Here is a 25,332-nt window from a genome sequence, read left to right on the forward strand (position 1 = left end):
ACAAGAGGGAGACCACGGCACCACAATGGTTGCACCCCGTACCCCACAGGTCCAGACCGGCAGAGCCGCCTTCATGTCCTGGTTGGCCGCCTGGATCGACCCGGAGGCCGAGCCGGACACCGTCCCGGATCACGGCTGAGGCCCGCAGTCCCGTCAGTCGGCGGGGTGCAGGTCCAGGCTCCGGAGGAGCTGGGCGTTGAGGGCAACGATGATGGTGGACAGGCTCATCAGCACCGCACCCACCGCCGGGGCGAGCACGATACCGATCGGGGCCAGCACACCAGCGGCCAGCGGGACGGCGGCGATGTTGTACCCGGCGGCCCACACGAGGTTCTGGATCATCTTCCGGTAGCCCGCCCGGGAGAGCTTGCGGACGGAGACCACCCCGCGCGGGTCGTCCGAGGCCAGGACCACCCCGGCGGACTCGATGGCCACGTCGGTTCCGGCGCCGATGGCGATGCCGACGTCCGCACGGGCCAGGGCGGGGGCGTCGTTGACCCCGTCGCCGACCATGGCGACCCGGTGCCCCCGGTCCTGGAGGTCGCGGACCACGGCGTCCTTCTGGTCCGGCAGGACCTGGGCGAACACCTCGTCCAGACCGAGCTCGGCGGCCACGGTGTCGGCGACGTTGCGGGCGTCGCCGGTCACCATCGCCACGCGCACGCCCTGGGCCTGGAGTTGGCGGACAGCCGAGGCCGACTCGGGCCGGACCTCGTCGGCCAGGGCCAGTGCACCGATCACGGCGCCGTCGGCGACCACGTGCAGGACGGTGGCTCCCTGGTCCCGCCAGGGTCCGGTGCTCCGGGCCAGGTCGGCGGGTTCGGTGACGCCGAGGGAGTCCAGGAGCGCGGGACCACCCACGTACACCGCGGTCCCGTCGACGGTGGCCTGGACCCCGTGCCCGGTCAGGGAGCGGAAGCCGGTGGCCTCGGGCACCGGGCCCGCCTCGGCGGCGGCCCGGACGATCGCCTTGGCCAGCGGGTGCTCGGAGTCGGACTCCACCGCCCCGGCCAGGGCGAGGACGCTCTCGACGGACCGGCCTTCGGCCGCGGCGGTGCCGGTGACGGCCGGGGCGCCCTTGGTCAGGGTGCCGGTCTTGTCGAAGAGCACCGTGTCCACGAGGCGGGTGCGCTCCAGGGCCAGCCGGTCCTTGACCAGGATGCCGTTGCGCGCGGACAGCGTCGTGGAGATCGCGATGACCAGCGGGATGGCCAGCCCCAGCGCGTGGGGGCAGGCGATGACCAGCACGGTGACGGTCCGTTCGACCGCCTGGCTGCCGTCGCCGAGCAGCAGGCCCCAGACCACGGCGGTGATTACGGCGGCGGTCAGCGCGAACCAGAACAGCAAGGCGGCGGCGCGGTCGGCCAGCGCCTGCGAACGCGACTTGGACTCCTGGGCCTCGCTGACGAGGCGCTGGATCCCGGCGAGGGCGGTGTCGTCGCCGACCGCGTCCACCCGGACCCGGACGGAGGAGTCGGTGGCCACGGTCCCGGCGACCACCCGGTCGCCCTCGGCACGGCTGACGGTGCGGGACTCGCCGGTGATCATGGATTCGTCCACGGCCGCGCTGCCCCGGACCACGGTGCCGTCGGCGGGGACCCGGCCGCCGGAGCGGACCAGGACGGTGTCCCCGGTACGGAGTTCGGCCACGGGGACCTCCTCAGTCCCGCCGTCGGGGCCGACGCGTTCGGCGCGGTCCGGCAGCAGGGCAGCGAGGGCCTCCAGGGCGCCGGAAGCCTGTCCGAGGGCGCGCATCTCCAGCCAGTGCCCGAGGAGCATCACCACGACCAGCAGGACCAGCTCCCACCAGAAGTCGAGTTCCGTGCCGACCACCCCGAAGGTGGCGAGCATGCTCGACCCGAAGGCCACGGTGATCGCCATCGCGACCAGGGTCATCATCCCGGGCCTGCGGGCACGCAGCTCACCGGGGACCCCGGCGAGGAAGGGCCAGCCGCCGTAGAGGAAGACGACGGTGCCCAGGACCGGCGGCACCCAGGTGAGGCCGTCGGGGACGTGGTAGCCGAGCCAGCCGGCGACCATGTGGCTGGTGAAGACCACGGGCACGCTGAGCAGCAGGCTCCACCAGAACCGGTTGCGGAACATGGCGGCGTGGTCCCCGTGCCCGCCGTGGCCACTGTGTCCGCCGTGGTCTTGGTGGCTTCCGTGGCCCTGATGCTCCCCGTGGTCCTCGTTTCCGCCCTCTGTCGTGGTGCCGTGGTCCCCGTGCTGCCCTGCGCTCATGTCGTACTCCCCTCCGCATCCGAAAATACCCGCATGGGGTATCTGACCCGCGGACGCCGCCCCTGTCCGCGCGCCCCCTCCAACAGATATACCCCCTAGGGGTATTTTCGACAACCCTCGAACCCTGCCCCGGACATAAAAAACGCCCGCCGGGGCTCCCCGGCGGGCGCACTTCTGTGGATTTTCGGCTAGCTTCTGACCTGGGCGGAGTCCTCGGACTCCTTGCCGTACCAGGGCCACCACTGGACGGTGTGCCCGTGCGGGATCATCCGGTCCAGGCGGATCGTGAGCCTGAGTGCGAACCCGCCCGCGATCATCCCGGCCACCAGGTCCGTGAACCAGTGGAAGTGCAGGTAGATCGAGACGGTCGCCTGCAGGAGCGCGATGCACACGATGCAGTAGGCCAGTCGTTTGATGATGTGCGGCCGGGCCGCGCCGAACCTGATGATGAGGAACAGCACCAGGCCGTAGATGAGGATCGCGTTGGCCCCGTGTCCGGAGGGGAAGGCGACGTTGCCCGCCCCGGCGAAGAAGTCGGGGTCGTAGTGCTTGGCGTGGCCCCGGTTGAACAGCAGCTTCATCACGGAGACCATCGACATCATCCCGAAGACGCCGCCCGCCCCCAGGATGATCGGTCTCCAACTGCGGTGCCAGTAGGCGAGTTGGAGTGTGGTCACCCCCAGGACCGGCAGGGCCACATAACGGGAGGCCACGTTGTCCGGCCAGAAGATAAGGGGCTCGCGCAACACGTCCCAGTAGGGCCGGTGCAGCTCGTTCAGGAAGTTGTCGACTGGGTGCAGCGGCCCCGCGGCCAGCATCGTCATGACGATCAGCGCCACGAAGAGCATGATCGCGATCCGGTCCGAGGCGAGCCCCCACGCGATCTCGCTCACACTCGGCCACTTGACCGCGCGCACGACGGGCGGCCCCGGGTCGAGTTCCTTGGCCCGAACCACGGGGATGGGGCCGCTGTACGGGCCGGGCTCGGGCGTGCGCCGTTCCTCTGGCACGTGCGACCTCTCCGCCTCCCGCGACGCTGTCACGTGGGGCGTTGTCGTCTGTCTGGACCGCGCATGCCGGGTCCGCGAAGAATGCGTCATGTGCTCAGTGCTGTCTCACACGTCGTGGGCTTGCCTGTGGCACTGCTGAGGCGTGGGGGACGGGCTAGCCGCGGTTGTTGGGACTGGTCCTGACGTCATCGGGGCCGACACGGGTGTTGGTGCTACGGGCGTTGGTAACGTACCGAGGGGAATCTCCCCACACCCCTTCGACGGTCGAACCTTCGGGCTGGTTCACGGTGTTCGTGACCGACCGCCGGACAGGTTCGACATCCGAGGTTCGGAACTGGTCGGCAGTGGCGTCTGCGTTGGCGCTCGCTACCGCTCAAGTGCTGTCAGCGCAGGTCAGGGCGCTCTCGTTGGGCCATCGCCGTGACGTGGGTAACTCTCCGTACGGCTTTGGGTGGTTATTGCCAACATGCGAGCCTACCCGGACACTTACCCTCATTGGTGGTTTCGCGGGTCAAGTGTGACTCTTCTACCTCGGACTTTGCCCGAAGCCCACGCCGGAGACCCGTGCCTTTCACCGGGACGCGACCGGTTCGTGAGGGTTCCGTTAGCGCTTCGAGGCCGACTGTCCGGCCGACCCGCTCGCGTGTGGCACTCTTCAAGGAGCTTGTCAGACGCTGGAGTGTGTCGACGCGTGTGCTGGTCGCGCACGGGTCGGGAAACGGAAGGGCCCTGGATGGTCGACCTCCCACAGTTGCCGGACGACCCCTCGAAGCTGGCCCGTGAGCCACTGAGGGAGCAGATCCGGCAGGTACTGGTCGAGGGTCTGCTGTCCGGGCGGTGGCAGCCCGGCGAACGCATCGTGGAACGCAGGATCGCGACGGAGCTGCGGGTCAGCCAGGCTCCGGTCCGCGAGGCGCTCCGCGAGCTGGAGACGCTGCGCCTCATCGAGACCGTGCCGAACAAGGGGGCCAGGGTCAGGGCCTTCGGGGTCCAGGACATGGCGGAGATCTACCCCGTCCGCGCCGGTCTAGAGCTGGTCGCCGCACAGTTGGCCGCTCCGCGCCTGGCCGAGGACGCCTCCTCGCTCGAACGCGAGGTGGAGGCGCTGCAGCGCGCCACCGCTCAGGGCGACGTCACCGAGCAGATTAAGCACAGCGTGGAGTTCCACCGCGAGGTCGTGCGGGCCGCGGACAACAGCGTGCTGCTGCACACCTGGGAGTCCCTGGGCGTCGAGGTGTGGACGGCGCTGTCCGTGCGCTGGCTCAACATGGAGCTGCACGCCAAGGCCGCCGACCACGCGCAGATCACGCGGGCTTTCCGCGAGGGGGATCCGGCCGCGGGCCAGATGCTCAGCGAGCATGTCCTGAACTACGTCGAGGCCGCGCTCAAGACGCACGAGGGCAGTCGGTAGCCACGTCCTGGGAACCCACGAGCGCTTACCGGGCTCGGTCTTCCTCTCCCGCACCCCGACCGGGCTTGTCCCCGTCTGCCCCCGTCCAGTGCATCTCGCACACGATCACCGGCCTCCCGCGCTCCGTGGGAGGTCTTTTCGTAGGCCCCACCCGAGAGAGCTGCGTTATCACCTGGTGCTTTGCACCAAAGTTCGGGTATCTCCCGTAAAGTTGTATTGATCGATCATCGATCAGACCGTAGAGTGTGCGCGACACACGTCACATCAACACGCGTGTACCCCCTGGTGGCACGGGGTCGTTCAGCCGGCCGGTGAACGAACTCGGCCGACCTCCCGGCGGATGCTTACGGCACCCCAGACCGGGAAGCAATGCCGTCAAGGGTTTCGGCGTGACAACTGCACACGTGACCCGACTCGCTTCGTGTCCGCAACCGGGCCCTGCCACGGCCCCAGCGGACACGCCCCGAAACAGCCACACGTGCCGCCGCCGATGAGCCCGGCGGCGGCACACGCCCAGGCCGCGCCCGACAGCGGGGCCAGGGCGGGCCCCGTCACCCGGCCCACAGGCCGCCGCGGCGGGACTCCGCGCACGTAGAAAGGCACACCATGGCTGACACGGCCAAGCCGAAGGGCGGCACCGCCCGGGGCACCGCGTCCCGGCGCCGGAGCCGCAAGGACACGGCTCTCAGCAACGAGAAGCCGGAGACCCTCCTCGACTACTACCGCCAGATGCTCTTCATCCGACGCTTCGAGGAGCGCACCGGACAGGCCTACACCCAGGCCCGCATCGGCGGTTACTGCCACCTCAACCTCGGCGAGGAAGCCACCGTCGTCGGTCTGATGGACGCCCTGCAGGAGCGCGACTACCTGTTCACGAACTACCGTGACCACGGGTACGCGATCGGCAAGGGCATGGACCCCAAGCGGGTCATGGCCGAGCTCTACGGGCGCGTCGACGGCGTGTCCAAGGGCTGGGGCGGCTCCATGCACATGTACGACACCGAGACCCGCATGCTCGGCGGCTACGGCATCGTCGGCGGTCAGCTCCCGCTGGCCACCGGTGCGGCGCTGGCCGTCACCTACCGCGGCGGCGACGAGGTCGTCATGTGTCAGATGGGCGACGGCACCACCAACATCGGCGCCTGGCACGAGTCCCTCAACATCGCCAAGCTGTGGAACCTGCCGGTCGTCTTCGTGGTGATCAACAACTTCACCGGCATGGGCACCACCGTGGAGATGTCCTCCGCCGAGCCCGAGCTGTACAAGCGCGGCGCCGCCTTCCGCATCGAGGGCGAGCGCGTCGACGGCCGTGACGTCCTAGCCGTCCGCGACACCGCGACCCGGCTGGTGGAGCGCGCCCGCGAGGAGCAGACGCCGTTCCTGCTGGAGGCGTGGAGCTACCGGCAGAAGGGCCACTCCGTCGTGGACCCGGCCAAATACCGCAGCGAGGAGCAGCGCGACGAGGCCCGTTCCGAGGAGAACGACCCGATCGCGCTCTTCGACGCCAAGCTGGCCAAGGCCGGAATCCTCACCGACGAGCTGCGCGAGGAGATCGCCGCCTCGGTCAAGGCCGAGGTCGTCGAGGCCGCCGACTTCGCGGAGAACAGCCCGAAGCCGGACGTGTCCACGCTCTTCGACTACACCTACGCCACCCCGGTACCGAACGAGTCGCGGCGCATGCCCGCCGACCCGGTGTTCGCGGAATAGGGAAGGAACCACTCACATGTCCGTGATCACCTACCGCCAGGCCCTGCGGGACACCCTCCGGGCCGAGATGGTGCGCGACGAGAACGTCCTCGTGATCGGCGAGGAGATCGGCGTCTTCGAGGGCTCCTACAAGATCACCGAGGGGCTCCTCAAGGAGTTCGGCCCCCGGCGGGTCAAGGACACCCCGATCGCCGAGGAGGGCTTCGTCGGTGCCGCCGTCGGTGCCGCCATGCTGGGCCTGCGCCCGGTCGTGGAGCTGATGACGATCAACTTCTCGCTGATCGCCATCGACCAGATCATCAACCACGCCGCCAAGATCTACGGGATGTTCGGCGGTCAGACCAGCGTTCCCATGGTCATCCGCACCCCCGGTGGCGGCGGCCAGCAGCTCGGCGCGACGCACTCGCAGAACATCGAGCTGTTCTACTCCTTCATCCCCGGCCTCAAGGTGATGGCGCCCAGCACCCCGGCCGAGGCCTCCTCGATGCTGCGCGCGGCCATCCGTGACGACGACCCGGTGCTGTTCCTGGAAAACCTGGGCCTGTACAACTCCAAGGGCGAGGTCCCCGAGGACTACGCCGAGCCGGAGAACGACAACGTCGCCACCATCGGCCGTGCCGCCGTGACCCGCGAGGGCAGCGACATCACGCTGATCGGCTACTCCCGGATGGCCATGGTCGCCACCCAGGTCGCCGAGAAGCTGGCCGAAGAGGACATCAGCGTCGAGGTCGTGGACCTGCGCAGCCTGCGCCCCCTCGACCGGCAGACCTTCGTGGACTCGGTCAAGAAGACCGGTGCCGCGGTGATCTGCGAGGACGACTGGCTCACCTACGGGATCGGCGCGGAGATCGCCGCCTCGATCCAGGAGGGGGCCTTCGACTACCTGGACGCCCCGGTGCGCCGGGTGGCCATGGCCGAGGTGCCCATGCCCTACGCCAAGCCGCTGGAGACCGCCGCCCTGCCGTCGGTCGAGTCGATCAGCACCGTGATCAAGGAAACCCTGAGCGCCGTCGGCAAACGGGTCGGGTAGAGGGAGTAGTCAATGAGCGAGATCCACATGCCGCGCCTCTCCGACACCATGGAGGAAGGCGTCATCTCCACCTGGGTGAAGAAGGTGGGGGACAAGGTCGCCTCCGGTGACGTGCTGGTCGAGATCGAGACCGACAAGGCCGTCATGGAGTTCGAGGCCTACGAGGACGGTTACCTCGTCAAGCAGAACGTCTCCGAGGGCGACACCGTGCCGATCGGTGAGGTGATCGGTTTCATCGCCGACTCCCCGGACGCGGTGCCCGAGGACTCGGGGTCCTCCGACGCCCCGGCTGCGGAGGAGAAGGAGGAGCCCAAGGACGACGAGTCCGAGGACGGCGCGAAGGAGGAGCAGCCCGCCGAGGCCGCTCCGGCTCCGTCCGCTCCCGCCTCAGGCGAGTCCAACGGCGAGCGCCCCCGTACCTCCCCGCTGGCCCGCCGGCTGGCCAAGGAGTACGGCCTGGACATCACCAAGATCAAGGGCTCCGGTCCCAAGGGCCGGATCGTGCGCGCCGACATCGAGGCTGCCGCCAAGGACGGCTCCGCCGCCCACGACGCTCCGGCCGCCGAGAAGAGCACCCCCTCGGCTTCGACGGCTCAAGCGCCCGCCGCCCAGGCCACCTCGACCCAGGACGACGTCCGGGGTTCCGAGGAGGTCAAGACCAGCAACGTGCGCAAGGTGATCGCGCGCCGTCTGACCGAGAGCAAGCAGACGGTTCCGCACTTCTACCTGCGCCGCGCGATCGACGCCGAGGGCCTCAAGGCCTTCCGTGCGCAGATCAACGAGCAGCTGTCCAGTACGGGCGTGAAGATCAGCTTCAACGACCTGATCGTCAAGGCCTGCGCCACCGCGCTCAAGCTGCACCCGGAGGTCAACACCTCCTGGATCAACGACACCCTGGTCCAGCACCACCGGATCAACGTCGGCGTGGCCGTCGCCGTGGACGCCGGTCTGGTCGTGCCGGTACTGCACGACACCGACAAGGCGACCCTGTCGGAGATCTCCACCCGCACGCGCGAGCTCGCGGGCAAGGCCCGGGACAACAAGCTCAAGCCGCAGGAGATGAGCGGCGGCACGTTCAGCGTGTCCAACCTGGGCATGTTCGGCATGGACAGCTTCTCCGCGGTGATCAACCCGCCGGAGGCCGCCATCCTCGCCGTCGGTGCCATGCGCCCGGAGGCCGTGGTCGTGGACGGTGAGGTGGCCGTCCGCAACCGCATCGCCCTGGAGCTGTCCGTGGACCACCGCGCCGTCGACGGTGCCGTGGGTGCGGCGTTCCTCAAGGAGCTCGCCGAGATCCTCGAAGAGCCCATGCGGATCATCCTGTAACACCGATCATGTGACGCCCCTTGCCTGACGCCCCGGCCGGAAACACTTCCGGCCGGGGCGTTCGTCGCTGCCCCCGATCACTCATCCAGGGCAGGGAACGTCCTGGTCGTCGGCGATCCATTCCTCCATGGAAACGTCGGGGATGTCGTCGACACTGTCGTAACCCAGCTCCTCCAACATCTCCTCCTCCGTCCACTCGTTCGGATCGACCTCGTGGAAGGGCAGGACGACGTACCAGCGGTTCCGCTGGTACCAGCGGTACTCGATCTCGAAGACCATCACATACATGGTCTTCTGCTCGCCGTCTCGCTCCCCGTCGAACCGGACGCTACAGGTCCCGTAGAAGGACTGTTTCGCGTGCGACTCGTGCACGACGAACTCGGACCCGCCGTACTTCTCCAGGGCCAGTTCGGCACGGGCACGCGGCTCGTCGGGCTCCCCGAGTTCCTGGATGGTGTCGACGTCGCCCTCGTTGAGCGCCCGCACGTAGGCTTCGGCGACACCGTGAGCGGTATCGCCGCCACCCGCAGGCTGAAGCGAGCAGGAGCCCAGAAGCAGACAGACCATCGAGGCAGCGACGAACCTCGAGATCAAAGACAGACGACGCATCCCCACAACCTCCTCAAAGAACACCGACCAACCGTCAGGTGCGGTGCGTAAAGAACCTGGCTTCCGGGAACTTCGCTTTCAGTCTGCTCAGCTTCTGTTCCTTGGTGTCCACGCTGTGGTAGTTCAGGTACTTCTCGTTTTTCTTGCCGGTCTTGACCACGATCATCGTGTGATCCTTGGGCCCTTTCCCGCTCCAGATGGCCTGAACGACATCTCCCGGGACCAGATTCTTCTGCGCGATGCTCTTGGTCCGCTTGGACTTGTCCCGGGCGAAGATCCCCCAGTTCTCGGCGGCGGCCCAGGTGAAACTGGTCTTCTTGACCGTGGACCCGTGGAACCACTTCGTTTTGTCCCTGCGGTTATTCGCACCGGAGCCGATATGGGACCACCCGCCGGCTCTGAGAGCCCGGGAGACGAAGTTCGCGCAGTCCTCTTTGTATGCGCGATAGCTCTTGTTGTGGTTTCTTACGTACTTCTGGGCGTGGTCGACGATCTTCTGCTTGTTCTTCTTGCTGACCGCATCGCGCCCATCTCGCCACTCCTCTCAGCGCCCTCGAGCGTGAGGGGCGCCTCGGCTTCCCTGGCGACCTCGGGTTCGGGGCTGGCGGGACCCGGGTCGATGACCTGGGTACTCGGGAGCAGAACACCACCGCTGAACTCGGGCATCGACTCCAGCATCACCCAGCCCGACACCTCCTGGAGGAACGTGAAGTCGTGCCGTAGCCAGTACTCCTCGAACTCCGGCTCGTCCGGCTCCGGGTTCTCGTAGTGAAGTCTGGTGTTCTCCTCGACAGTGATGATCAGTCGATCACCGTCCGCCCGCGTCTCGATCAGTGACACGGCGACGTCGGCCGCGGAGTTGCCACCGTCGACGGAGCGGTGGACCTCCCGGGTGGTCTCGATGACGGCGATGTCGTCATGGATGCGCTCCTCCAGCTCCACATCGGTGACGAGTCCGTCGGAAAGGGTCGTGAACAAGGACGGAGCATTGGTGAGCTGGTCGGATCGCAGGGCGAGGTAATCACGTGCCTGCTGCAGAAGATGGGCCTCGTCCTCGGGCGAGACTCCGACCTCCGCCGAGGCGGTCCCCACCGGCAGGAGGAGTAGCGCGGTCGCGCCCAGACCGGCCGCGAACAGGAAAGCACGTCGATCCCATGACAATGAGAACTCCTGGGGAACAGAGTGAATGGTGCACCGTCACACTGGTGCGGAGCTCCCCGAATCTAGCGCGCCAAACAAGAAGAATATTTCACTGACTGCGATGAGTCCGCTTCCGGACAAGATCGAACCAGACACATGGCCAACCGCGATAGACCTCTCCCGAATTCAGCAACGGATACCCTCCACCGAAGAATCCCCGCCCTTCGACGCTCCCTTCCCGTACTCCAGGTGCGGGACTGCCCGAAACCAGCAATGGGAAATCCACAGGCCGCAGGCGCGGTGTGACCCACAGCCTGTGGACAGAGCTCCGGGCTTGCCTACAGGAGCAGTGCGGTGACGTGGCTGACCACCATCCCGGCAGCCAGGGCCATACCGAAGGTCAGCGTCGAGGCCGCCCAGTCACTGCGCCACCAACGCGGGGCCCGGTGCCGCCCGCGCGGCTTGCGGGGCGGGAACGGGTCGTCGGGTTCGGTTTCCCAGCGCTCGGCTTCCCTGGCCTTGCGCTCGGCGTGTTCGCGGCGGTCCTTGTCCACGGCCATCCACTCGGGGACGGCGCCGTTCTTGAGCCGGTGGGCGACCCTGGGGTTGCCCGCCATCTGCCGGAGCAGGCGCTGTTCGCGTTCGGAGAAGGTCTCCGGAGCCATGACCACCCGGCGTGGTGCCGGTGCGGAGGTCCGGGTGAAGCGGGCTCCGTGCGGGGCGTCCAACACTGACCTGATCATGGTGTCCACGGCGGTCATCGCTGACCACCGCCCAGCGCGAACTCGGCCCACACCGCCGTGCCCAGCCCCGCGCAGAACGGGAACGGCACAACCGGGTAGGCACCCCACCGCACGGCGAGCATGTCCACCATCAACAGGCCCCGGCCGCGCTCGGCACTCAACCACTCCTGCTCGGTACGGTCGGTCGGGATCTGCGGGCAGGACTCGCGGGCACCATCGTCCACGACCACCAGACGCAGCACCCCCGGCTCGGACTCGAACAGCGCCCGCAGGACCCGGCCACCGGAATCGCCCGAGAGCGTGTGCTCGATCGCGTTGGCCACGAGCTCGCTCGCGCACAGCGTCACCGTCTCGACCAGGTCTTCGCCGAACCCGGCCAGGTCGGCACGCAACTCCGCGCGCACCGCGCTCATCCGGGACAGCTGTCCCGGGTAGATCCGCGCCTGCCAGCGGGCAGGGCTCAGGTGAGGCACAATGGACATGTCGACAACTCGCTTTCTTTACAGATCTGCTTGTCGGCCTGCTCTGGGGGTGTTTGGCGCACCCGCCAGAGCTTTTTTCTTGAGTACTGCTGATGGTCCGCGCGCCCGCCGGACTTGAGGAACCGGTGCCGCAGCGGGTACGCGGGGCTTTGAGGGTGGTCCGGGCTCTAGATACCGGGCGGGTTGGTTCCCCGAAGGCGGTGTCCGAGCAGTCGGAGGAGTTCGTGTCGGGTGGGTGCGGTGATGCGCTCCCAGCGGTCGCCTTCACCCGTCCAGTCGAAGGGTCGCCGGGCCACGTAGACCTCATGGGGTGGCCGGCCCTCGATGGTCAGGTTCCACTGCTTGTAGAGCAGCGGGCACAGGATGTGCTCGGGGACGGGCAGCTCGTCTTCACAGGACAGGTTCGCCTCGGAGGATGTCGGCAGGCTTGCCCCATCACCCCCGACCGGCCTGAGCGCGTGAGTCGGGTCGGGGTGCTCGGAGATGGCCTGGTCAACGATCAGGGTGGCCAGCTCTGCGTCGGCTTCCTCGCGGGCGATCCGCAGCGCTTCCCGGATCAGGGGGAGCCGGTTGCGCAGAGTGTGGGCATGCCACTCCGCCAGCTGTGAGGCGGTCAGGTGCGCGGGCGGATGCAGGGCTTCGTCGAGGACGGTGAGCAGGTCCCTGGTGTAGATGTCGTGCATCAGAGCACCGCCCCCAGCCGACGTAGCCCGGACAGGACAACCTGAAGGATCTCCAGGGGCGCGGTGTCCAACGGCCGCCGAGGTGCCGGGATCAGCGGAGGCCGAGCCGAGCGCGCGGGCCGCGCTTCGGAGTGGAAGGGCAGGTTCGCGGCGAAAGCACGCACACGCCCAGCCCTGCGGGGGCGACGGCGACACATCAGCTCGGCCGCGCGATAGCGCACATAGGTCAGCTCAGACAGGTTCAAGCAACGCGGCATAGCGCGGCTCCTGGTCTTCGGATGCCGGGTGGGAAGTCCAGCGGGGACGAATACATGCCCCATACTGACTCCGTCAGACTGACACGTCAATAGGACACTGTCAGACTGACCCAAATGCCCACTTCTGAGTAGGAGCTTTATGATCCAGAAAGCGGAGCACCCCGAACCAGAGAAGGCAGAAGCCCCCGTGGCACCACCGAACCAGCCCAGCATCGAGCGCCGCCGTTTGGCCGCCGAACTGCGCAGTCTGCGCGAGGGCACAGGGATGACCACCGAGGAGGCCAGGACTGCACTCGGATGGTCGTCAGGACGCCTCAACCACATGGAGGGCGGGCGTCATTCCATTCCAGACGCGTCGGGACTGCGCGCTCTACTGGACCTCTACAAGGTCACCGATGCCAGCCGAAGAGAGGCGCTGGAAGCACTCCGCAAGGAGGCCAAAGCCCGGCCGTGGTGGCGAGACTACGAGGACGTCCTCACCGATGGCTTCCTCGGGTGGGAAGCCCGCGCACGACGCATCTTCGCCTACCACCCGATCGTGGTTCCCGGCCTGCTACAGACACCGGAGTACGCAGCCGCATCCGCACGAGCATCTCTGGCCCGCACCGAGGAGGAGATCGGACGTATTGTCGCCGCTCGCATGAAGCGGCAGGAACAAGTGCTCGGACGTTCGGATGCGCCCGAGTTCCGATGCGTTCTCGACGAAGCCGTCCTGCTGCGCTTGGCCGCGCTGCCAACTGAACTGGCCCAGGGACAGCTTCGCCACCTGCTGGACACAGCCACCACTGTGAATACCGTAAGTCTGTTGGTGCTGCCCATAAGCGTTGGCCTACACGGCTGTCTCCATGGCTCGACAGTGCTGCTTGAGTACGACGACGAGCGGGACCCTCCGATCGTGTACCTCGAAACACGGAGCCGGGGCACCTACGTGACCGGCCCAGCCCAGGTGGCGGACTACCGCCTTGCTCTGGATGACGTGACCGCAGACGCCTTGTCAAAGAGCGCCAGTATCGACTTGCTCAAGAACCTGATCACCGACTAGAAGAGGCACCCGTGTATTCATCCCGCGAGTTCCACAAGTCCAGCTACAGCCCGAACGAGTCCGCGTGCGTCGAGGTTGCGGAGGGGGCAACCACTGCGATGCGCGACACCGAGAATCGCGAGAAAGGCACCTTGGCGTTCCCGTCCGCCGAGTGGCGAGCGCTGCTCGATGCCGCCCAGCGCGAGGCTTAGACAAAAACGCGGAAGCCCCCACCTGTGAGGGTGAGGGCTTCCGTGTATTCATCCCGCGAACAATGCACCCCGATGCTGCGGAGGCGAGAAGCAGGCTCCTGTGACCGTAACTGGCCGGGGAGAGTTCAGGGCAGTACATCCGCACCGACCATGCCTGAACCACCCAAACCAACGACGCCCCGACCATCCGAACTGGCCGGAGCGTCGGAGTTCGTGGAGCGACCGATCCCGAATCTGTTCGAGTACGACAGCACTCGGGACGGAAGCGCCCCTGGTGCCTAGAGAGCTCCGCCGGTGAGCGCGAGCCACTCACCAGGGGCAATCAACAGAACAGTGCTGCGGGGGTTCTTCGAGTCACGCAGGCCGACCACGTCAGTCGTGTGTTCGGTGATGGCGACCTCGACGCAGTCGCCGGTGCCGCTTCCGCTGGCTTTGCGGAAGTCCGTGTCCTTGAACAGGGGGTTCATCTGTCAGCCTTCCTGGAAGTGGTGCTCGAATCCGATCTGGGAGCGCAGTCCGGCCCGGGGCAGGTATTGGCGTAGTGGAACAGCGTTGGCCCGGCACACCTGGCGCCAGTGCACGTACTCATCAACGACCACCGGGTCGCTGGTGACGTCCACGTGCGTCAGAGCGCCATCGTCGTCGTAGACCATGCGCCCCACGCGCTCATCGTCGAAGAGCCAGTAGTCCCCATCGGGCACTCCCAGTTTCTCCGCTGTGGGTCGCGGCAGGATGGCGATCTCCTCACCCGCGTCGATGTTTGACGGGTAGGCACAGGTCATCTCGAAAATGACGTACTCGGTGAGCGGTTCGCTCACCACGTGCACGCGTCCGATCGAGGCACCCCTGCGGTTGATGGCGCGCACCCGGTCCGCCCAGGGCCCCAGCCATGACGGATCCTGGGGCAGACCGGCGCGGAACCTCTCCAGGGGCACGCGCTCGCTCTTGGAGTCATAGAAGTCCAGGGTCTCCAGCCGGAAGACCTGATGTCGGAAGTCGTCGAAGGTACGGAAGAAGTCGGCCATCGTCATCACGGTCACTGCGACGCTCCGATGTGGGGGTGGTCGTGGACACGTTAGTCTGAACAGCGTCTTCAGATTCGAATCATCCGAAGACTTTTAAGACTCAATCAGGACTAGTATGGGAGAAGTCGTGCCGGAGGGCAAGAGATCCGACACCGCCAGACAAGAGCTCGCCTCCCTGCTGCGAACGGCTCGCCTCGATCGCGGGATGTCAGGACAAGAGTTGGCAGCTGCCCTGGGCTGGTCGCAGTCGAAGGTCTCCAAGATCGAGAACGGCCGCACCCGACCTTCCAGCGATGACGTCCGGACCTGGCTTGAGGCTTGCCGGGCATCTGCCGAAACGCTCCACCACGGCTCCGAGCTGGCTGAGGGCGCTCTCGTGGAATCGCGCCACTGGAGAGTGATTCACGCTGACGGGCTGAGCTCCGGCCAGGGCGGGGTGAAGGCCCTGGAAGCACGCTCGGACACGGTCCGCTCCTTCCAACCTTCCCTGATCCCGGGGCTGCTACAGACCGCCGAGTACGCCCGTCAGGTGTTGACCGCTGTCAACATCTCCGGCCAGAACGACATCCCCGAGGCCGTCTCAGCGCGCATCAGTCGCCAGGACGTGCTCTACGACAGCGATCGACGCTTCGAGTTCACACTCACCGACTCCGCTCTGCGCTGGCACCCGCAGGGGAGAGAAATCCTGCCCGCACAGCTGGATCGCCTGCTCTCGATCGCCACCCTGACCAACGTCTCCCTGCGTGTCCTACCACTCGGGGCGCCCTTCGGCCACCTGCAAAGCAACGGCTTCCTGTTGTTCGAAACCCAGGACGAGCCCACCGTCATCGTGGAGACATTCACCAGGGAACTCCGCATCACCGACCCACAGGAAGTCGCCCAGTACCGCGACATCCACACCCGCCTGACCGAGCATGCTCTTTCCGAGGACGACTCCCGCACCTACATCCGCGATCTCGCCACGTCCACCTGACCGCTCGATACCCGACGCACGCGCTCCATTGACTTTCAGTCAAGTCCAAGATTAGTCTTAATTTAGTCAGATCTGATGTCGGGAGGAGTGTGCGTGGTCCTGTTCCTCAACGGCCCCGTCCAGAACGGCGATTTCACTTTCCGCAACGCCCCTGGCAAAGCTGTGGGGATCAGACTCGCCTCAGCCCTGAACAAAGTTCTCGGCCAACCCGAGGTTCCGCACCTGTGGAACACCGCCACACTCTCCGGCGACATTCGCTACCGCGCCCAGGATCGTCCCCATGCTCTGCCGCGAGCCGCGTTCGAACTCGCGCACCTGACCAACAAGTACGGGCCCGGCATGCCCCAGCCCACAACAGTTGTCACCGACGCCGACCCCGGTGTCGCTGAGCTGGCGTTGACCATCGTCGACGAGCACCTGGCCAACGGGGTGCTGCGCATCGGCGCAGCGAATGTTCAAGAGTGCGCGGGATGCGGGCACACGGTCGGGCTCGGCGCCAGACGATGCACCTCATGCACAAATGAATGTCTGCGGGTTCGGTCAACCCGTCACCTCATCAAGGACAACGCTGCGGGGCAAGCCACGTCGGCTTCTGAGCTTCTGCACATACGCAACCGGCGGCGTCAGCACCACCTGGATGAGATCAGCCGCCATGTCCCCCACCTCCTATTGCTCTCCCGGCCTCGATCGCATGGCGTCCGCCTGGACGCTCTCGGCCTGCACGGTCACGTCCTCGATCCACGGGCTGGTCTCCACGTGACCGCTCTCTTTGCTGCGCAGCGGCAAGGTGCGGAACTGGCCGCCATGACCGTGACCCCGAACGCCCTCGCGCACATCGCGGCCTACGCAAGCGGATTCGTCGATCATCACGGACACAGATTGCGGTACGCGCTTCATGGGCGCGTTCCCTACGACGCGGTGCCAGCGCTCCAGCGCGTCTACGCCTTCCACCACGCCGATGACAGCGACCGCCGTGTCTTCGAGTCCTGGTTCCTCCCCCTACTCGCGCTACGGAACAAGAACCGAACCCACCCTGGACAGCTACCCGCTTTGGTGAAGTACTTCCTCAAGGTCAGGCGCGCCGAACCCCAGATCGACCAGGATGAAACCGCCGAGCGCCTTCGGGAGAAGATCACGATGGGAGACCCTGACTGGGTGATGGACAAACACCTTCTGGCTGCCGCGCTGAACAGGTACGAGAGGTTGATGCCGCGTGTCTGAATGGGAGCTGGTGAAGGATCGGACCGCCTCAGCCGGCGCGGTCTGGCGCTCAGCTGACGGGCAGTACTTCAAGAGAACCGGCGGCTCCGAGGTCGCAGAGGAGTCAGGGCACCAGAGCCTGCTCTCAGAACTCGGCTTTCCGGTCCCTCAACCAACCCAGAGCGGCACAGACGGCACGCTGAACTACTTCATCGAGCCCAGTGTCGGCCAACGCACGCTACATGAACTCGCCCTGGAACAAGGGCGGGCGAGCAACGGCAGGGTGAGCGATGCTCTGGTCGACCGGGCTACCGAGATCTCCGCGAAACTGCTCCAAGCCCAGGCCCGAAGCCCGCTCCCCACCAACGAGGTCTCTCTGCGTCGTTGGTTCTCGGACGCGGGGTTCACCGGAGTCGTTTTCGCTGAGAACCCGGACTTGGACACACTTTTCGTACGCTCCCTCATCGACCAGGCCGTGGACCGGCTGTCGGAAGTCCCCATGTGCCACAGCCACCTGGACTACGGACTGCCCAACGTCTTCGACGAGACGGTCATCGACTGGCAGCACCACGCCCCGGCGCCTCTGGGGTACGACGTCTACCCGATGCTCGACATCGCGGCGTTCAAAGGCGGCGGCAGAGGTTACGCCTTCAGCCCCGAGCAACGTCTCCGCTACGTCAGCGCTCTGGACGAGGTGGCCAAGAGCCTTTCTGGGAAGGCGCTGAGCCTCTATCTGGGTGACTTCCTGTTGGTCAAATGCTTCTTCTTCCTCGCTCTCATGCGACCGAAACCGGGACAGGGCACCCGCCCGGACAAGCAGAGGAAATGGCTCTACCGAAGAAAGCTTTTCACGTTGGGAGTCGATGAGTATGCGAAGTCCCGAACGATTGACACCGGATTTTTCCCGAAGCTCAGTGAGTTCGAAGACACGCCGGGAAAGCCCCATCCGTGACCGTGACTACCTTCTCGACAAGGACGGGATGATCTTCAAGGTCATCGGAGACTCCCATCCCGAATCCCACTACCTCGGCTACGTGAAGTACTACCCTGACGCGCGCGGCGATCGGAGTCTCTTCGGTCGCAGCTACCGCCAGAACAGCGTGGTCTCCAAGTCGTTCGGCATCCTGGCTGACCGGCCCGAGTGCTACGTGTACTCCGAGATGTTGGGATGTGTCATCACAGGGGTGCCACGTAGCCACGTGGCCCACCACTACTCGGCGCGCGAGACCCTACGCGAACTGCTGGTCGAACCAAGAGACCGCGAGAACCTTGCCGTGGGAAGGGATCTCCTCGCGATCGTCCGACACCTCGATCAACGGCAACAGCTCGACCTGTTCGGCGTCACTGGATCCTTCCTGGTGGGATGCGCGAATAAACGATCGGACATCGACCTCGTCTGCTACGGGAAAGAGGGGTACCGAGCGGCACGGGAAATCTTCGGCTCCTCAAATCTGATCCAGCCCTATGCGGGAGAGAACCAAACCCTTCTCTACCTGCGCAGGGCGAAGTACATGGAAGGCAGCGGCTTCGACACACTCCTCAAACAGGAGCAACGCAAGTTCCAAGGCCTCACCACCGGATCCGGCGCGCATATCAACTGTGAGCCTCTCCGCGAGGATGACGTCGGACCCCTGCACGGGCTTCAGGCAAAGGAGATCGGTGAGATCACGCTCTTGGCGACGGTCACCGATCACTCCGAGGGTGTTTCCACCCCCGCTCTCTACGAGATCAACGTGGAAAGGGTCCTCAGCGCGACCGTGGACGACCCGCAGACCTTCGCCAACCGGGTTCGCTATCTGCGCTCCTACCTGGGCGCTTACACAGGGGCGTTCCGCTCCGGTGACGTGGTCCACGTGTCCGGAAAGCTCGTCCACCTGCTCGAAGGTGGGAAAAGCTCCTTCGGTGTGGAACTGACCCCCTGGAGCGCGAGCCGGTCCTACATCGCGGACTTGACCGCGAACGTTCCCGTCCCGCAACGAATCCCCTGACTTCTGCGGGGACCTTCAATCACGGATACCCCTGCCTTCACTACAGGATTCGCGGCAGAACACAGGCATCCCTGACTGATGAGGCGTCGGTCAGGTCGGTCCCCTGGATGCGGTGCCCGAGCAACCGGAGGAGTTCACGTCGCGTAGGCGCGGTGATCCGCTCCCAACGGTCACCGTCACCCGTCCAGTCGAAAGGGCGCCGGGCCACGTGGATCTCCTGAGGAGCGACGCCCTCGATGGTCAGGTTCCACTGCTTGTAGAGCAGCGGGCACAGGACGTGCTCCGGGATCGGCAACTCGTCTTCGCAGGACAGGTGCGCCTCAGAGGGTGCGGGCAGATCGCCCTCGGCCACCCTGTCCGCGTGAGGCGAGTTGGGGTACTCGAAGATGGCCTGGTCGACTATCAGGGTGGCCAGCTCTGCGTCGGCCTCCTCGCAGGCAACCCGCAGCGCTTCCCGGATAAGCGGAAGTCGGTTGCGCAGGGTGTGGGCGTGCCGGTCAGGATCTCGACCTCCTACTTCCGTCTGGACGTCGGCGAGAACACGCGGCTCGACGGCGAGGGGTTCGTTCTCCCCACCCTCCAGACCGCCATCGAGGACCTCGGCCACCGCTTCGGCCACGCCGTGGAAACCCTGACCGCGCGCCCCGCCACCCCCTATGAGGCCGACCTCCTGGAGGTCCCCGGCGAGTGGGTCGTCCAGGTGCTCCGGGTCAGCTACTCCACCAAGGAGGTTCCGATCCATGCCCTGGAGGCGATCTGCGCCGCATCCCGGCACACCTTCCCCATCGGCCAGGCAGTCGGCAGAGACCAGTTCTGACCCCACAAAAACGGCCCCGACAGGCAACCGGAAGACTCTTGGCCGCTTCCGGTCACGCTGGACAACTGGCCAACCCCGAAGAGTCATGCCACGATTATTAAAGAATATTCTCGACTATGAGACCAGGCGCTGATGCGGCTGACGTTCCTGGGCACTGACAGTGGGGACGGCCACTGCCCCACCCTCTACAAGACCGACCGCGGCACCATCGTGGTCCAGGGCTACAAGATCAACGACCCCGAAGCGACGGGAGACATCCGCGACCTGGCAGAGAACGAAACCCTGGTCGAGATCCCCCGCGAACTCCTGCGGTTCGCCAACGAGGACGAGTGACCCATGTCCAGGAGCATCACCAGCGACGAGTTCGCCCAGCAGTTCAAGGACTTCAAGCACACGGCCTGGAAACTGGAGGTCCGCGACCGCTACAACGTCAGCAAGGAAGCCTCGGACGTCCAACACTTCCTCCAGACAGGCGACCTGGGACGCAAGGAGAACTTCGCCCAAACCTCCAAGTGGCACAGGAACGTCACCAGCGGCACCGCGGAGGGCAAGGCCTGGCAACGCGTCCGCGTGGTCACCGAACCCCTGAGCGACTACATCCGCTGGGAACACGCCGTCACCCGGTTCAACATCCAAGCGGGCGAGGACATCCGCTGGCTCCCCAGGCACCACCCAGCAGTCCAGGAACTGCCTGACTTCGACTTCTGGCTGTTCGACGACTCCTGGGGGTGCCTGCTGCACTTCGATGGCGACGACACCCCCGGCAAGTCCGAGCACATCGACGACCCGGCCACCATCGCCCTCTACCGTCAGTGGCGCGGCATCGCCTGGCAGCACGCGATCCCGCACAGCGAGTACGACCCCCAGAACAGTAAGCGGTTCAATACCTAGGTGACCTACAGCATCGAACGCGCCCGGCAGGATCTGGGCAGGCGGCTCCGCGAGATACGCCGGTCAGCGGGACTGACCGGCGTACAGCTCGCGGAGCTGTTGGCGTGGAGCCAGTCGAAAATCTCCAAGATCGAGACCGGGCGCCAGGCCCCAGAGGCAACTGAGATCGCGGCCTGGACCCGAATCTGCGGCCGGGAGGACCAGGCGGCCGACCTCGCCACCCGCCTGACCGAGCTGGAGTCGATGTGGGTCGCCTGGAAGGACCAGCTACACCACGGCCACAGTGGCATTCAGGCGCGGATCGCCAACCAGGAAAAGCAGGTCCGGGTCTTCCGGGGCTATGAGCCGATGCTCGTTCCCGGCCTGTTCCAGACCCCCGACTACGCACGCGCGGTACTGGAATCAGCGAGCCGGAAAAACCGCTCAACCTCCGACGTCGAGGACGCCGTCCAACGGAGAATTCAGCGCCAGGACGTGCTCTACCGTCGAGACAAGAGTTTCCGCTACCTCGTCTCGGAGGCAGCCCTGCATCACAGACGCGGCGACCGGGACACCATGGCGGCCCAGATGGACCGGCTAATCACGTTGAGCAGACTTTCCAACGTCTCCTTCGGGATCATCCCTTTTGATTCCTCTCCCCCCTATCTGCCCAACCATGGGTTCTGGATTCAGGACGAAACCACGGTGGTCGTCGAAACCATCTCTGCTGAGCTGACCCTCACCCATGACGTCGAGGTAGAGCAGTACCTCCATGTCTTCCAGATGGCTTCCTCCGGAGCCTGCTTCAACGACAAGGCAAGAGCCCTACTGGGCAGGGCCGCGAAGCAGGCCAGCGCCTGACATCCTGAGGGCCACAGATGAAGAAATCCAGGGATATTCTGGGTTATTCGATTAACCCTCAACCACGAGATCTTCGGAGGCAATCTCCTACCTGGGGTTCTCCCGGTTTCCGACAACCAGCATCAGAAGCGGCAGGGGGATGAGCACAGCCCAAACACGGTGGAGCCCCTCCCATTCAGGCGCGGACGGCGGGTACCAGAGCCAGAACTCGCTCCGGTACATGAGGGAGACGGCCACGAGCACCAGCAGCACCGTGCTTCCGATGAGCGCCGCCGGGTATCCGTTCATACGGCGCCGTACAACAGACGTGCAGGCCAGACCCGTCAGAATGACCACGGCCGCTTCCACCGGCAACCCCGCGAACACCCCGCTGTGCTCCTCGGGCAGTCGCAGCTCCACCGACAGGTAAGTGACACCCCAGCCAGCCGCCGCGGCCGCCCCGGCCAGCAGTGTGCGCGTCCACTGACGCATCCATCGGGGCACGGGTGAGGCCGCGGTCGTGTTCTCCGCAGCGTCCGCCAGGCCGAATCCGGCGGCCGCGCCCAGAAGGACCGCCGCGGAGCGAAGCGACACCGCCAGCAGGTCGGTATCGACGTACGGCCCGGTGAACCCCCAGGCGGTGATCAGGACCGACACGAGGGCGGCCACGCCCAGGGGAACCCAGTCCATCGCCCGGGCGGTCGCAAACACGATCCGCGGCATCACGCGCATGCGGTCCCCCGTTCGGCACCGCTCGGCTCCCGGGGTGGAACTGCCACGCCGAGAACGTCCGCGGCCTCTTCCAGGGTTGTCTCCACGTCCACCAGCCGCTCCCACTCCTGGTGCACCAGCGTCTGGGTGTTCGGGTCCGCCAGGAGCTCCTCGGCCATGTCGAGTTCAGCCTGGCCGTAGGAGACCGCCCCGAACACCGAAGCCGGAAGCTCCACCACCACGACCTCATCCGAGCCGACCTCCGCCATGTGCTCACGTTCAGTACCCGCGGCAACGGGGGCTTCGGTCTGACTGAGCAGCCACAGCGCGATGACCGTCCGGGCCTGACCCGCGGCGTCACAGCCGAAGCCTCCCTGACCGTCCGACTGCAGCACGTCCGGGGGAGGGAAACCCGCCATGGACGCGGCCACCGATCCGGCGACCGCACGCCGGTACTCGACCTCTCCCCCGTTTCTGCCCCAGGTGGTACCGACCAGGGCGTACCCCCCGCCTTCCAGGTCGTTGAGGGCGTATCCGGTGTACTGGTAGACGGCTTCGAGCCGGGGTGCCTGAGACGGAGCCGCTTCAAGCACCGGGTCGATCGCGTCCCGCCACAGCGGCACCCAGGGCTCGAAGCCCGGCAGCGCGCAGTAGTCGACTCCGTCGTGCTCCTCGCAGGCACTCGCCTGACCGGTGACTGTCACCCGCCCCTCGTGCGTCCCGGCGAGTTCGACCGGCTCTGCCCCTTCGGAGGCGGATGGGACGACGGTCAGGGTCGCGGCACCCACCACGGCGGCGGAGGCCGCGACCGCGGCGACTGCCGTGCCGGCGGTGCGCCGGTGGCGCGCCACCGCGGCCAGGGAAACCGCGGTGACCAGGGCTGCCAGGTAGAGCAGGTGCCATGCCGGCGGCCGGGCGGCTTCGAAGGGCATCGCCTGGGTGGGGACGAGCGGCAGCAGCCAACTGTCACGGAACTGGAACAGCGACCACACGATGAGCATGAGGGCCACGGGGGCCGCGACGGGGGAAGGCACCCAGCGCCCCAGCGCCACTCCGAGCGCGCCCATCAGCATGACGGCCAGAACCCCGGCCGCGAGCTCCTGGGGCCGGAAGACACCGGCGGGGGACGCACCCACGAGCAGGGACGGCACATGCAGGGACAACACGAGGAGCCCCGCGGCGGCACCGCAGAACAGGGCCGCGCACAGGACGGACCAGGTTCGGTTCGCGGCCGGAACCGGCAGGGATTCCAGCAGGTCAGCCGTACCTCCACGCCGTTCTCTGAGCACCGCCAGATTCGCCGCGAGCATGACACCCGCTCCGACCAGGACAAGAGTGGTGGCGGCGTCCACGCTCTGGATCGTCCAGTCCGTCATGTCCCGCCACGTCGACAGGGTTCTGGACACGAGCAGCACCAACACCAGGGGCAGGACGAGAGGGCTCCTCGCGAACCGGTGGATCTCGGCCCACGTGAGCGCCTTTGCAGGGGAAGTCAACGGAGTCTCCCGATGCCGTTCTCCGTGTCGGCCGCGTTCGGCGCGGATTCGAGCAGGAGGAGGTAGCCGTCCTCCACCGCGGGTTCGGCTGCCCGCGCCCCCGGAGGCCGCTCGCCGATGCTCCGGTAGTCCCCCGAGGCCGTGCGCCACATCGCGTGCTGCCGCCCTGGCGGCCGCTCGGACACCCACACCCGGCCCCGGGCGTGGTCCGCCAGTTCCTGAGGCGTCCCGGCGAAGAGGACCCGACCGTCCCGGTAGACCAGGACCCGGCCGCACAGGGCGGCGACGTCATCGGTCTGGTGAGTCGACAGCACCACCGTGCGCTGCTCGCTCTTGCGCGAGATCAACGTGCGGAACCGCATGCGCTGCTCCGGGTCCAAACCGACGGTCGGTTCGTCCAGGATCACGAACCCGGGGTCGGCCAGAAATGCCTGTGCGATGGCGAGGCGCTGTCGCATGCCACCCGAGAGCTTCCTGATCTTGGACCCCGCGGACGCGGACAGGTCGACCTCTGCCAGAGCACGCGCCACCGCCTCTTTGCGCTCCTCCTTTTCGGAGATCTCCCGAAGAACCGCGATGTAGTCGAGCATCTCTCGACAGGTGAAGTTCGGATACATTCCGGGGTCCTGCGGAAGGTATCCCAGGTTCCGGCGGATTCTTGTCCGCTCGGATGTGATGTCGGGGTTCAGACCGAGGAGTTTCAGCTGCCCCGCGTCGGCCCTGAGAACGGTGGCCAGGCACCTCAGAAGCGTGGTCTTCCCTGCCCCGTTCGGCCCCAGAACCCCGGTCACCCCCATGGCCAGGTCGAAGTCCAGCCCGTTGATGACGCGGTGCGTGCCGTAGGACTTGCTGAGCTTTCGCACCGAGATGGTGTGCTGCACTATCGCCCCTCTCAGCGGTATCGTGCATTCGCGCGCGGCTGTGCTCGATGAGGGCGGGCACAGGCCCGATCTCCAGGGACTCCGCTGGTCGGCTTCGTGCCCCTCGGTCAGATCTCCACAGCCCCGGCCGATCAGCAGTTCTCGGCGCACGATCCGTGGCTGACCCAGCTGCCGCCGCTGCGGGTTATTTGAATTTACAAAATCATCGACCCGATGGTGCGCGCAACCAGAATCCCACCCTCCCCAGCCAACAGAACTTCCTCAAAACACCAAAGCACTGGTCGTTGCAGTTCATTTGACGAATGACCGCATTCGGCCACGAACAGGCATTGACACCTTCTCGCAATTTACGATAACTCCACGCAAGGGCTCTGGTGAATTCAGGACACGGGGACACCCAGCCGCAGGCCAGAACTTCAAGAGAACCGGCGCCGCAGCCCGCCAACGCCCTGGCCGGACTCGCCGGAGTGTGACCGTTCTACGCCCTGACCACCGTCGGACTCGTCGTCGGGCAAGGAGTGATCTTCCTGCGTGTGAGCAGGGACCTCTGAAAAGCCGACAAGGACAACGGAGCTCGGGGCCGGCACCCTGGCCTGGCCGGGCGTTATGCATTGCCAGAAGTTATCCACACCCTGTGGACAGAGCCCCCCTGCTCCCAC

General features: G+C 66.3%; 27 protein-coding genes and 1 pseudogene. 14 read left to right on the top strand and 14 right to left on the bottom strand.

What is annotated here, in order from left to right:
* Positions 1 to 153 precede the first annotated feature (153 nt).
* On the bottom strand, positions 154 to 2,241 hold the full coding sequence (locus D457_RS0104020) for a heavy metal translocating P-type ATPase (RefSeq protein ID WP_017579358.1): 2,088 nt from the start codon (positions 2,239 to 2,241) through the stop codon (positions 154 to 156).
* A gap of 188 nt (positions 2,242 to 2,429) precedes the next feature.
* Complete coding sequence (locus tag D457_RS0104025; RefSeq protein ID WP_239646015.1) at positions 2,430 to 3,158, bottom strand: phosphatase PAP2 family protein; 729 nt, start codon at positions 3,156 to 3,158, stop codon at positions 2,430 to 2,432.
* Positions 3,159 to 3,984: 826 nt separating this feature from the next.
* Between D457_RS0104025 and D457_RS0104030 the strand changes: the two genes are divergently transcribed.
* The 4 genes from D457_RS0104030 to D457_RS0104045 all read left to right on the top strand — a co-directional run bounded on the left by D457_RS0104030 (position 3,985) and on the right by D457_RS0104045 (position 8,725).
* Entirely contained in the window at positions 3,985 to 4,662 is a 678-nt protein-coding gene (locus tag D457_RS0104030) for a GntR family transcriptional regulator (protein ID WP_017579360.1), read from the top strand.
* A 606-nt stretch (positions 4,663 to 5,268) separates the two neighbouring features.
* Positions 5,269 to 6,369 (top strand): pyruvate dehydrogenase (acetyl-transferring) E1 component subunit alpha, encoded by a 1,101-nt coding sequence (pdhA, locus tag D457_RS0104035; RefSeq protein WP_017579361.1) that lies wholly within the window; start codon positions 5,269 to 5,271, stop codon positions 6,367 to 6,369.
* A gap of 16 nt (positions 6,370 to 6,385) precedes the next feature.
* Positions 6,386 to 7,399, top strand: a complete 1,014-nt coding sequence (locus D457_RS0104040) for an alpha-ketoacid dehydrogenase subunit beta (RefSeq protein ID WP_017579362.1) — start codon at positions 6,386 to 6,388, stop codon at positions 7,397 to 7,399.
* Positions 7,400 to 7,411: 12 nt separating this feature from the next.
* Entirely contained in the window at positions 7,412 to 8,725 is a 1,314-nt protein-coding gene (locus tag D457_RS0104045) for a pyruvate dehydrogenase complex dihydrolipoamide acetyltransferase (protein ID WP_017579363.1), read from the top strand.
* A gap of 81 nt (positions 8,726 to 8,806) precedes the next feature.
* Here the strand turns inward: D457_RS0104045 and D457_RS0104050 are convergent, their stop codons facing one another.
* From D457_RS0104050 to D457_RS0104080, 6 genes are all read right to left on the bottom strand, one after another.
* Entirely contained in the window at positions 8,807 to 9,334 is a 528-nt protein-coding gene (locus D457_RS0104050) for a hypothetical protein (RefSeq protein WP_152514138.1), read from the bottom strand.
* Between the two features lie 34 nt (positions 9,335 to 9,368).
* A complete protein-coding gene (locus tag D457_RS34500) occupies positions 9,369 to 9,827 on the bottom strand; it encodes an amidase domain-containing protein (RefSeq protein ID WP_083926655.1) in 459 nt (152 codons plus the stop codon).
* Positions 9,800 to 10,495 (bottom strand): hypothetical protein, encoded by a 696-nt coding sequence (locus tag D457_RS0104065; protein WP_017579367.1) that lies wholly within the window; start codon positions 10,493 to 10,495, stop codon positions 9,800 to 9,802. The genes D457_RS34500 and D457_RS0104065 overlap by 28 nt, the downstream gene beginning before the upstream one ends.
* A gap of 317 nt (positions 10,496 to 10,812) precedes the next feature.
* Positions 10,813 to 11,235: a hypothetical protein gene (locus D457_RS0104070; RefSeq protein ID WP_017579368.1), complete on the bottom strand. Its 423-nt coding sequence runs from the start codon at positions 11,233 to 11,235 to the stop codon at positions 10,813 to 10,815.
* Positions 11,232 to 11,630, bottom strand: a complete 399-nt coding sequence (locus D457_RS0104075; RefSeq protein ID WP_017579369.1) for an ATP-binding protein — start codon at positions 11,628 to 11,630, stop codon at positions 11,232 to 11,234. The genes D457_RS0104070 and D457_RS0104075 overlap by 4 nt, the downstream gene beginning before the upstream one ends.
* A 236-nt stretch (positions 11,631 to 11,866) precedes the next feature.
* Complete coding sequence (locus tag D457_RS0104080; protein ID WP_017579370.1) at positions 11,867 to 12,382, bottom strand: hypothetical protein; 516 nt, start codon at positions 12,380 to 12,382, stop codon at positions 11,867 to 11,869.
* Positions 12,383 to 12,778: 396 nt separating this feature from the next.
* Here D457_RS0104080 and D457_RS0104085 point away from each other — a divergent pair, with 396 nt between their 5' ends.
* On the top strand, positions 12,779 to 13,681 hold the full coding sequence (locus tag D457_RS0104085; RefSeq protein ID WP_083926657.1) for a helix-turn-helix domain-containing protein: 903 nt from the start codon (positions 12,779 to 12,781) through the stop codon (positions 13,679 to 13,681).
* Positions 13,682 to 13,692: 11 nt separating this feature from the next.
* Positions 13,693 to 13,872 (top strand): DUF397 domain-containing protein, encoded by a 180-nt coding sequence (locus tag D457_RS0104090; RefSeq protein ID WP_017579372.1) that lies wholly within the window; start codon positions 13,693 to 13,695, stop codon positions 13,870 to 13,872.
* Positions 13,873 to 14,150: 278 nt separating this feature from the next.
* Here the strand turns inward: D457_RS0104090 and D457_RS0104095 are convergent, their stop codons facing one another.
* Complete coding sequence (locus D457_RS0104095; protein ID WP_017579373.1) at positions 14,151 to 14,339, bottom strand: DUF397 domain-containing protein; 189 nt, start codon at positions 14,337 to 14,339, stop codon at positions 14,151 to 14,153.
* A 3-nt stretch (positions 14,340 to 14,342) separates the two neighbouring features.
* Entirely contained in the window at positions 14,343 to 14,897 is a 555-nt protein-coding gene (locus D457_RS0104100) for a DUF6879 family protein (RefSeq protein WP_239646005.1), read from the bottom strand.
* A gap of 115 nt (positions 14,898 to 15,012) precedes the next feature.
* On the opposite strand from D457_RS0104100, the gene D457_RS0104105 reads away from it, so the two are divergent.
* The 4 genes from D457_RS0104105 to D457_RS0104130 all read left to right on the top strand — a co-directional run bounded on the left by D457_RS0104105 (position 15,013) and on the right by D457_RS0104130 (position 19,058).
* On the top strand, positions 15,013 to 15,870 hold the full coding sequence (locus D457_RS0104105; RefSeq protein ID WP_026116310.1) for a helix-turn-helix domain-containing protein: 858 nt from the start codon (positions 15,013 to 15,015) through the stop codon (positions 15,868 to 15,870).
* Between the two features lie 93 nt (positions 15,871 to 15,963).
* Complete coding sequence (locus D457_RS35595; RefSeq protein ID WP_152514139.1) at positions 15,964 to 17,091, top strand: hypothetical protein; 1,128 nt, start codon at positions 15,964 to 15,966, stop codon at positions 17,089 to 17,091.
* Positions 17,084 to 18,022 (top strand): phosphotransferase, encoded by a 939-nt coding sequence (locus D457_RS0104125; RefSeq protein ID WP_017579379.1) that lies wholly within the window; start codon positions 17,084 to 17,086, stop codon positions 18,020 to 18,022. Before D457_RS35595 ends, D457_RS0104125 begins: the two co-directional genes overlap by 8 nt.
* Positions 17,940 to 19,058, top strand: coding sequence for a hypothetical protein (locus D457_RS0104130; RefSeq protein ID WP_083926658.1), 1,119 nt, complete (start codon positions 17,940 to 17,942; stop codon positions 19,056 to 19,058). Before D457_RS0104125 ends, D457_RS0104130 begins: the two co-directional genes overlap by 83 nt.
* A gap of 40 nt (positions 19,059 to 19,098) precedes the next feature.
* Here D457_RS0104130 and D457_RS31835 read toward each other — a convergent pair.
* Positions 19,099 to 19,551 (bottom strand): annotated as a pseudogene (locus D457_RS31835) (hypothetical protein); the annotation flags it as partial.
* Between D457_RS31835 and D457_RS0104140 the strand changes: the two are divergent.
* The 4 genes from D457_RS0104140 (at position 19,549) to D457_RS0104155 (ending at position 21,606) form a co-directional block, all read left to right on the top strand.
* Entirely contained in the window at positions 19,549 to 19,875 is a 327-nt protein-coding gene (locus D457_RS0104140) for a UTRA domain-containing protein (protein WP_239646006.1), read from the top strand. The pseudogene D457_RS31835 and the gene D457_RS0104140 sit on opposite strands and share 3 nt — an antisense overlap.
* A gap of 132 nt (positions 19,876 to 20,007) precedes the next feature.
* The gene (locus tag D457_RS0104145) at positions 20,008 to 20,208 is read left to right on the top strand and encodes a hypothetical protein (RefSeq protein WP_017579383.1); all 201 of its coding nucleotides are present in this window, start codon (positions 20,008 to 20,010) and stop codon (positions 20,206 to 20,208) included.
* A 3-nt stretch (positions 20,209 to 20,211) separates the two neighbouring features.
* A complete protein-coding gene (locus tag D457_RS0104150; protein ID WP_017579384.1) occupies positions 20,212 to 20,766 on the top strand; it encodes a DUF6879 family protein in 555 nt (184 codons plus the stop codon).
* Complete coding sequence (locus D457_RS0104155; RefSeq protein ID WP_017579385.1) at positions 20,767 to 21,606, top strand: helix-turn-helix domain-containing protein; 840 nt, start codon at positions 20,767 to 20,769, stop codon at positions 21,604 to 21,606.
* An 87-nt stretch (positions 21,607 to 21,693) separates the two neighbouring features.
* On the opposite strand, the gene D457_RS0104160 is transcribed toward D457_RS0104155, so the two are convergent.
* Genes D457_RS0104160 through D457_RS0104170 form a run of 3 tightly spaced genes read right to left on the bottom strand, consistent with a single transcriptional unit; the run spans position 21,694 to position 24,673 of the window.
* Entirely contained in the window at positions 21,694 to 22,317 is a 624-nt protein-coding gene (locus tag D457_RS0104160; protein WP_017579386.1) for a hypothetical protein, read from the bottom strand.
* Positions 22,308 to 23,792, bottom strand: coding sequence for a hypothetical protein (locus D457_RS0104165; RefSeq protein ID WP_017579387.1), 1,485 nt, complete (start codon positions 23,790 to 23,792; stop codon positions 22,308 to 22,310). The genes D457_RS0104160 and D457_RS0104165 overlap by 10 nt, the downstream gene beginning before the upstream one ends.
* The gene (locus D457_RS0104170; RefSeq protein WP_017579388.1) at positions 23,789 to 24,673 is read right to left on the bottom strand and encodes an ABC transporter ATP-binding protein; all 885 of its coding nucleotides are present in this window, start codon (positions 24,671 to 24,673) and stop codon (positions 23,789 to 23,791) included. Before D457_RS0104170 ends, D457_RS0104165 begins: the two co-directional genes overlap by 4 nt.
* Positions 24,674 to 25,332: the final 659 nt, after the last annotated feature.

It is taken from the genome of Nocardiopsis valliformis DSM 45023, assembly GCF_000340985.1.
Lineage (GTDB): Bacteria > Actinomycetota > Actinomycetes > Streptosporangiales > Streptosporangiaceae > Nocardiopsis > Nocardiopsis exhalans.

Excerpts from the sequence above, each read along its gene's own strand:
- D457_RS0104075 (WP_017579369.1), bottom strand. The coding sequence starts at position 11,630 with ATGAGCGCGGTGCGCGCGGAGTTGCGTGCCGACCTGGCCGGGTTCGGC.
- D457_RS0104130 (WP_083926658.1), top strand. The coding sequence starts at position 17,940 with ATGCGAAGTCCCGAACGATTGACACCGGATTTTTCCCGAAGCTCAGTG.
- D457_RS0104040 (WP_017579362.1), top strand. The coding sequence starts at position 6,386 with ATGTCCGTGATCACCTACCGCCAGGCCCTGCGGGACACCCTCCGGGCC.
- D457_RS0104030 (WP_017579360.1), top strand. The coding sequence starts at position 3,985 with ATGGTCGACCTCCCACAGTTGCCGGACGACCCCTCGAAGCTGGCCCGT.
- D457_RS0104095 (WP_017579373.1), bottom strand. The coding sequence starts at position 14,339 with ATGAACCCCCTGTTCAAGGACACGGACTTCCGCAAAGCCAGCGGAAGC.
- D457_RS0104160 (WP_017579386.1), bottom strand. The coding sequence starts at position 22,317 with ATGCGCGTGATGCCGCGGATCGTGTTTGCGACCGCCCGGGCGATGGAC.
- D457_RS0104045 (WP_017579363.1), top strand. The coding sequence starts at position 7,412 with ATGAGCGAGATCCACATGCCGCGCCTCTCCGACACCATGGAGGAAGGC.
- D457_RS0104080 (WP_017579370.1), bottom strand. The coding sequence starts at position 12,382 with ATGCACGACATCTACACCAGGGACCTGCTCACCGTCCTCGACGAAGCC.
- D457_RS0104100 (WP_239646005.1), bottom strand. The coding sequence starts at position 14,897 with ATGGCCGACTTCTTCCGTACCTTCGACGACTTCCGACATCAGGTCTTC.
- D457_RS0104020 (WP_017579358.1), bottom strand. The coding sequence starts at position 2,241 with ATGAGCGCAGGGCAGCACGGGGACCACGGCACCACGACAGAGGGCGGA.
- D457_RS0104050 (WP_152514138.1), bottom strand. The coding sequence starts at position 9,334 with ATGCGTCGTCTGTCTTTGATCTCGAGGTTCGTCGCTGCCTCGATGGTC.
- pdhA (WP_017579361.1), top strand. The coding sequence starts at position 5,269 with ATGGCTGACACGGCCAAGCCGAAGGGCGGCACCGCCCGGGGCACCGCG.
- D457_RS0104070 (WP_017579368.1), bottom strand. The coding sequence starts at position 11,235 with ATGACCGCCGTGGACACCATGATCAGGTCAGTGTTGGACGCCCCGCAC.
- D457_RS0104145 (WP_017579383.1), top strand. The coding sequence starts at position 20,008 with ATGCGGCTGACGTTCCTGGGCACTGACAGTGGGGACGGCCACTGCCCC.
- D457_RS0104150 (WP_017579384.1), top strand. The coding sequence starts at position 20,212 with ATGTCCAGGAGCATCACCAGCGACGAGTTCGCCCAGCAGTTCAAGGAC.
- D457_RS0104085 (WP_083926657.1), top strand. The coding sequence starts at position 12,779 with ATGATCCAGAAAGCGGAGCACCCCGAACCAGAGAAGGCAGAAGCCCCC.
- D457_RS0104105 (WP_026116310.1), top strand. The coding sequence starts at position 15,013 with ATGGGAGAAGTCGTGCCGGAGGGCAAGAGATCCGACACCGCCAGACAA.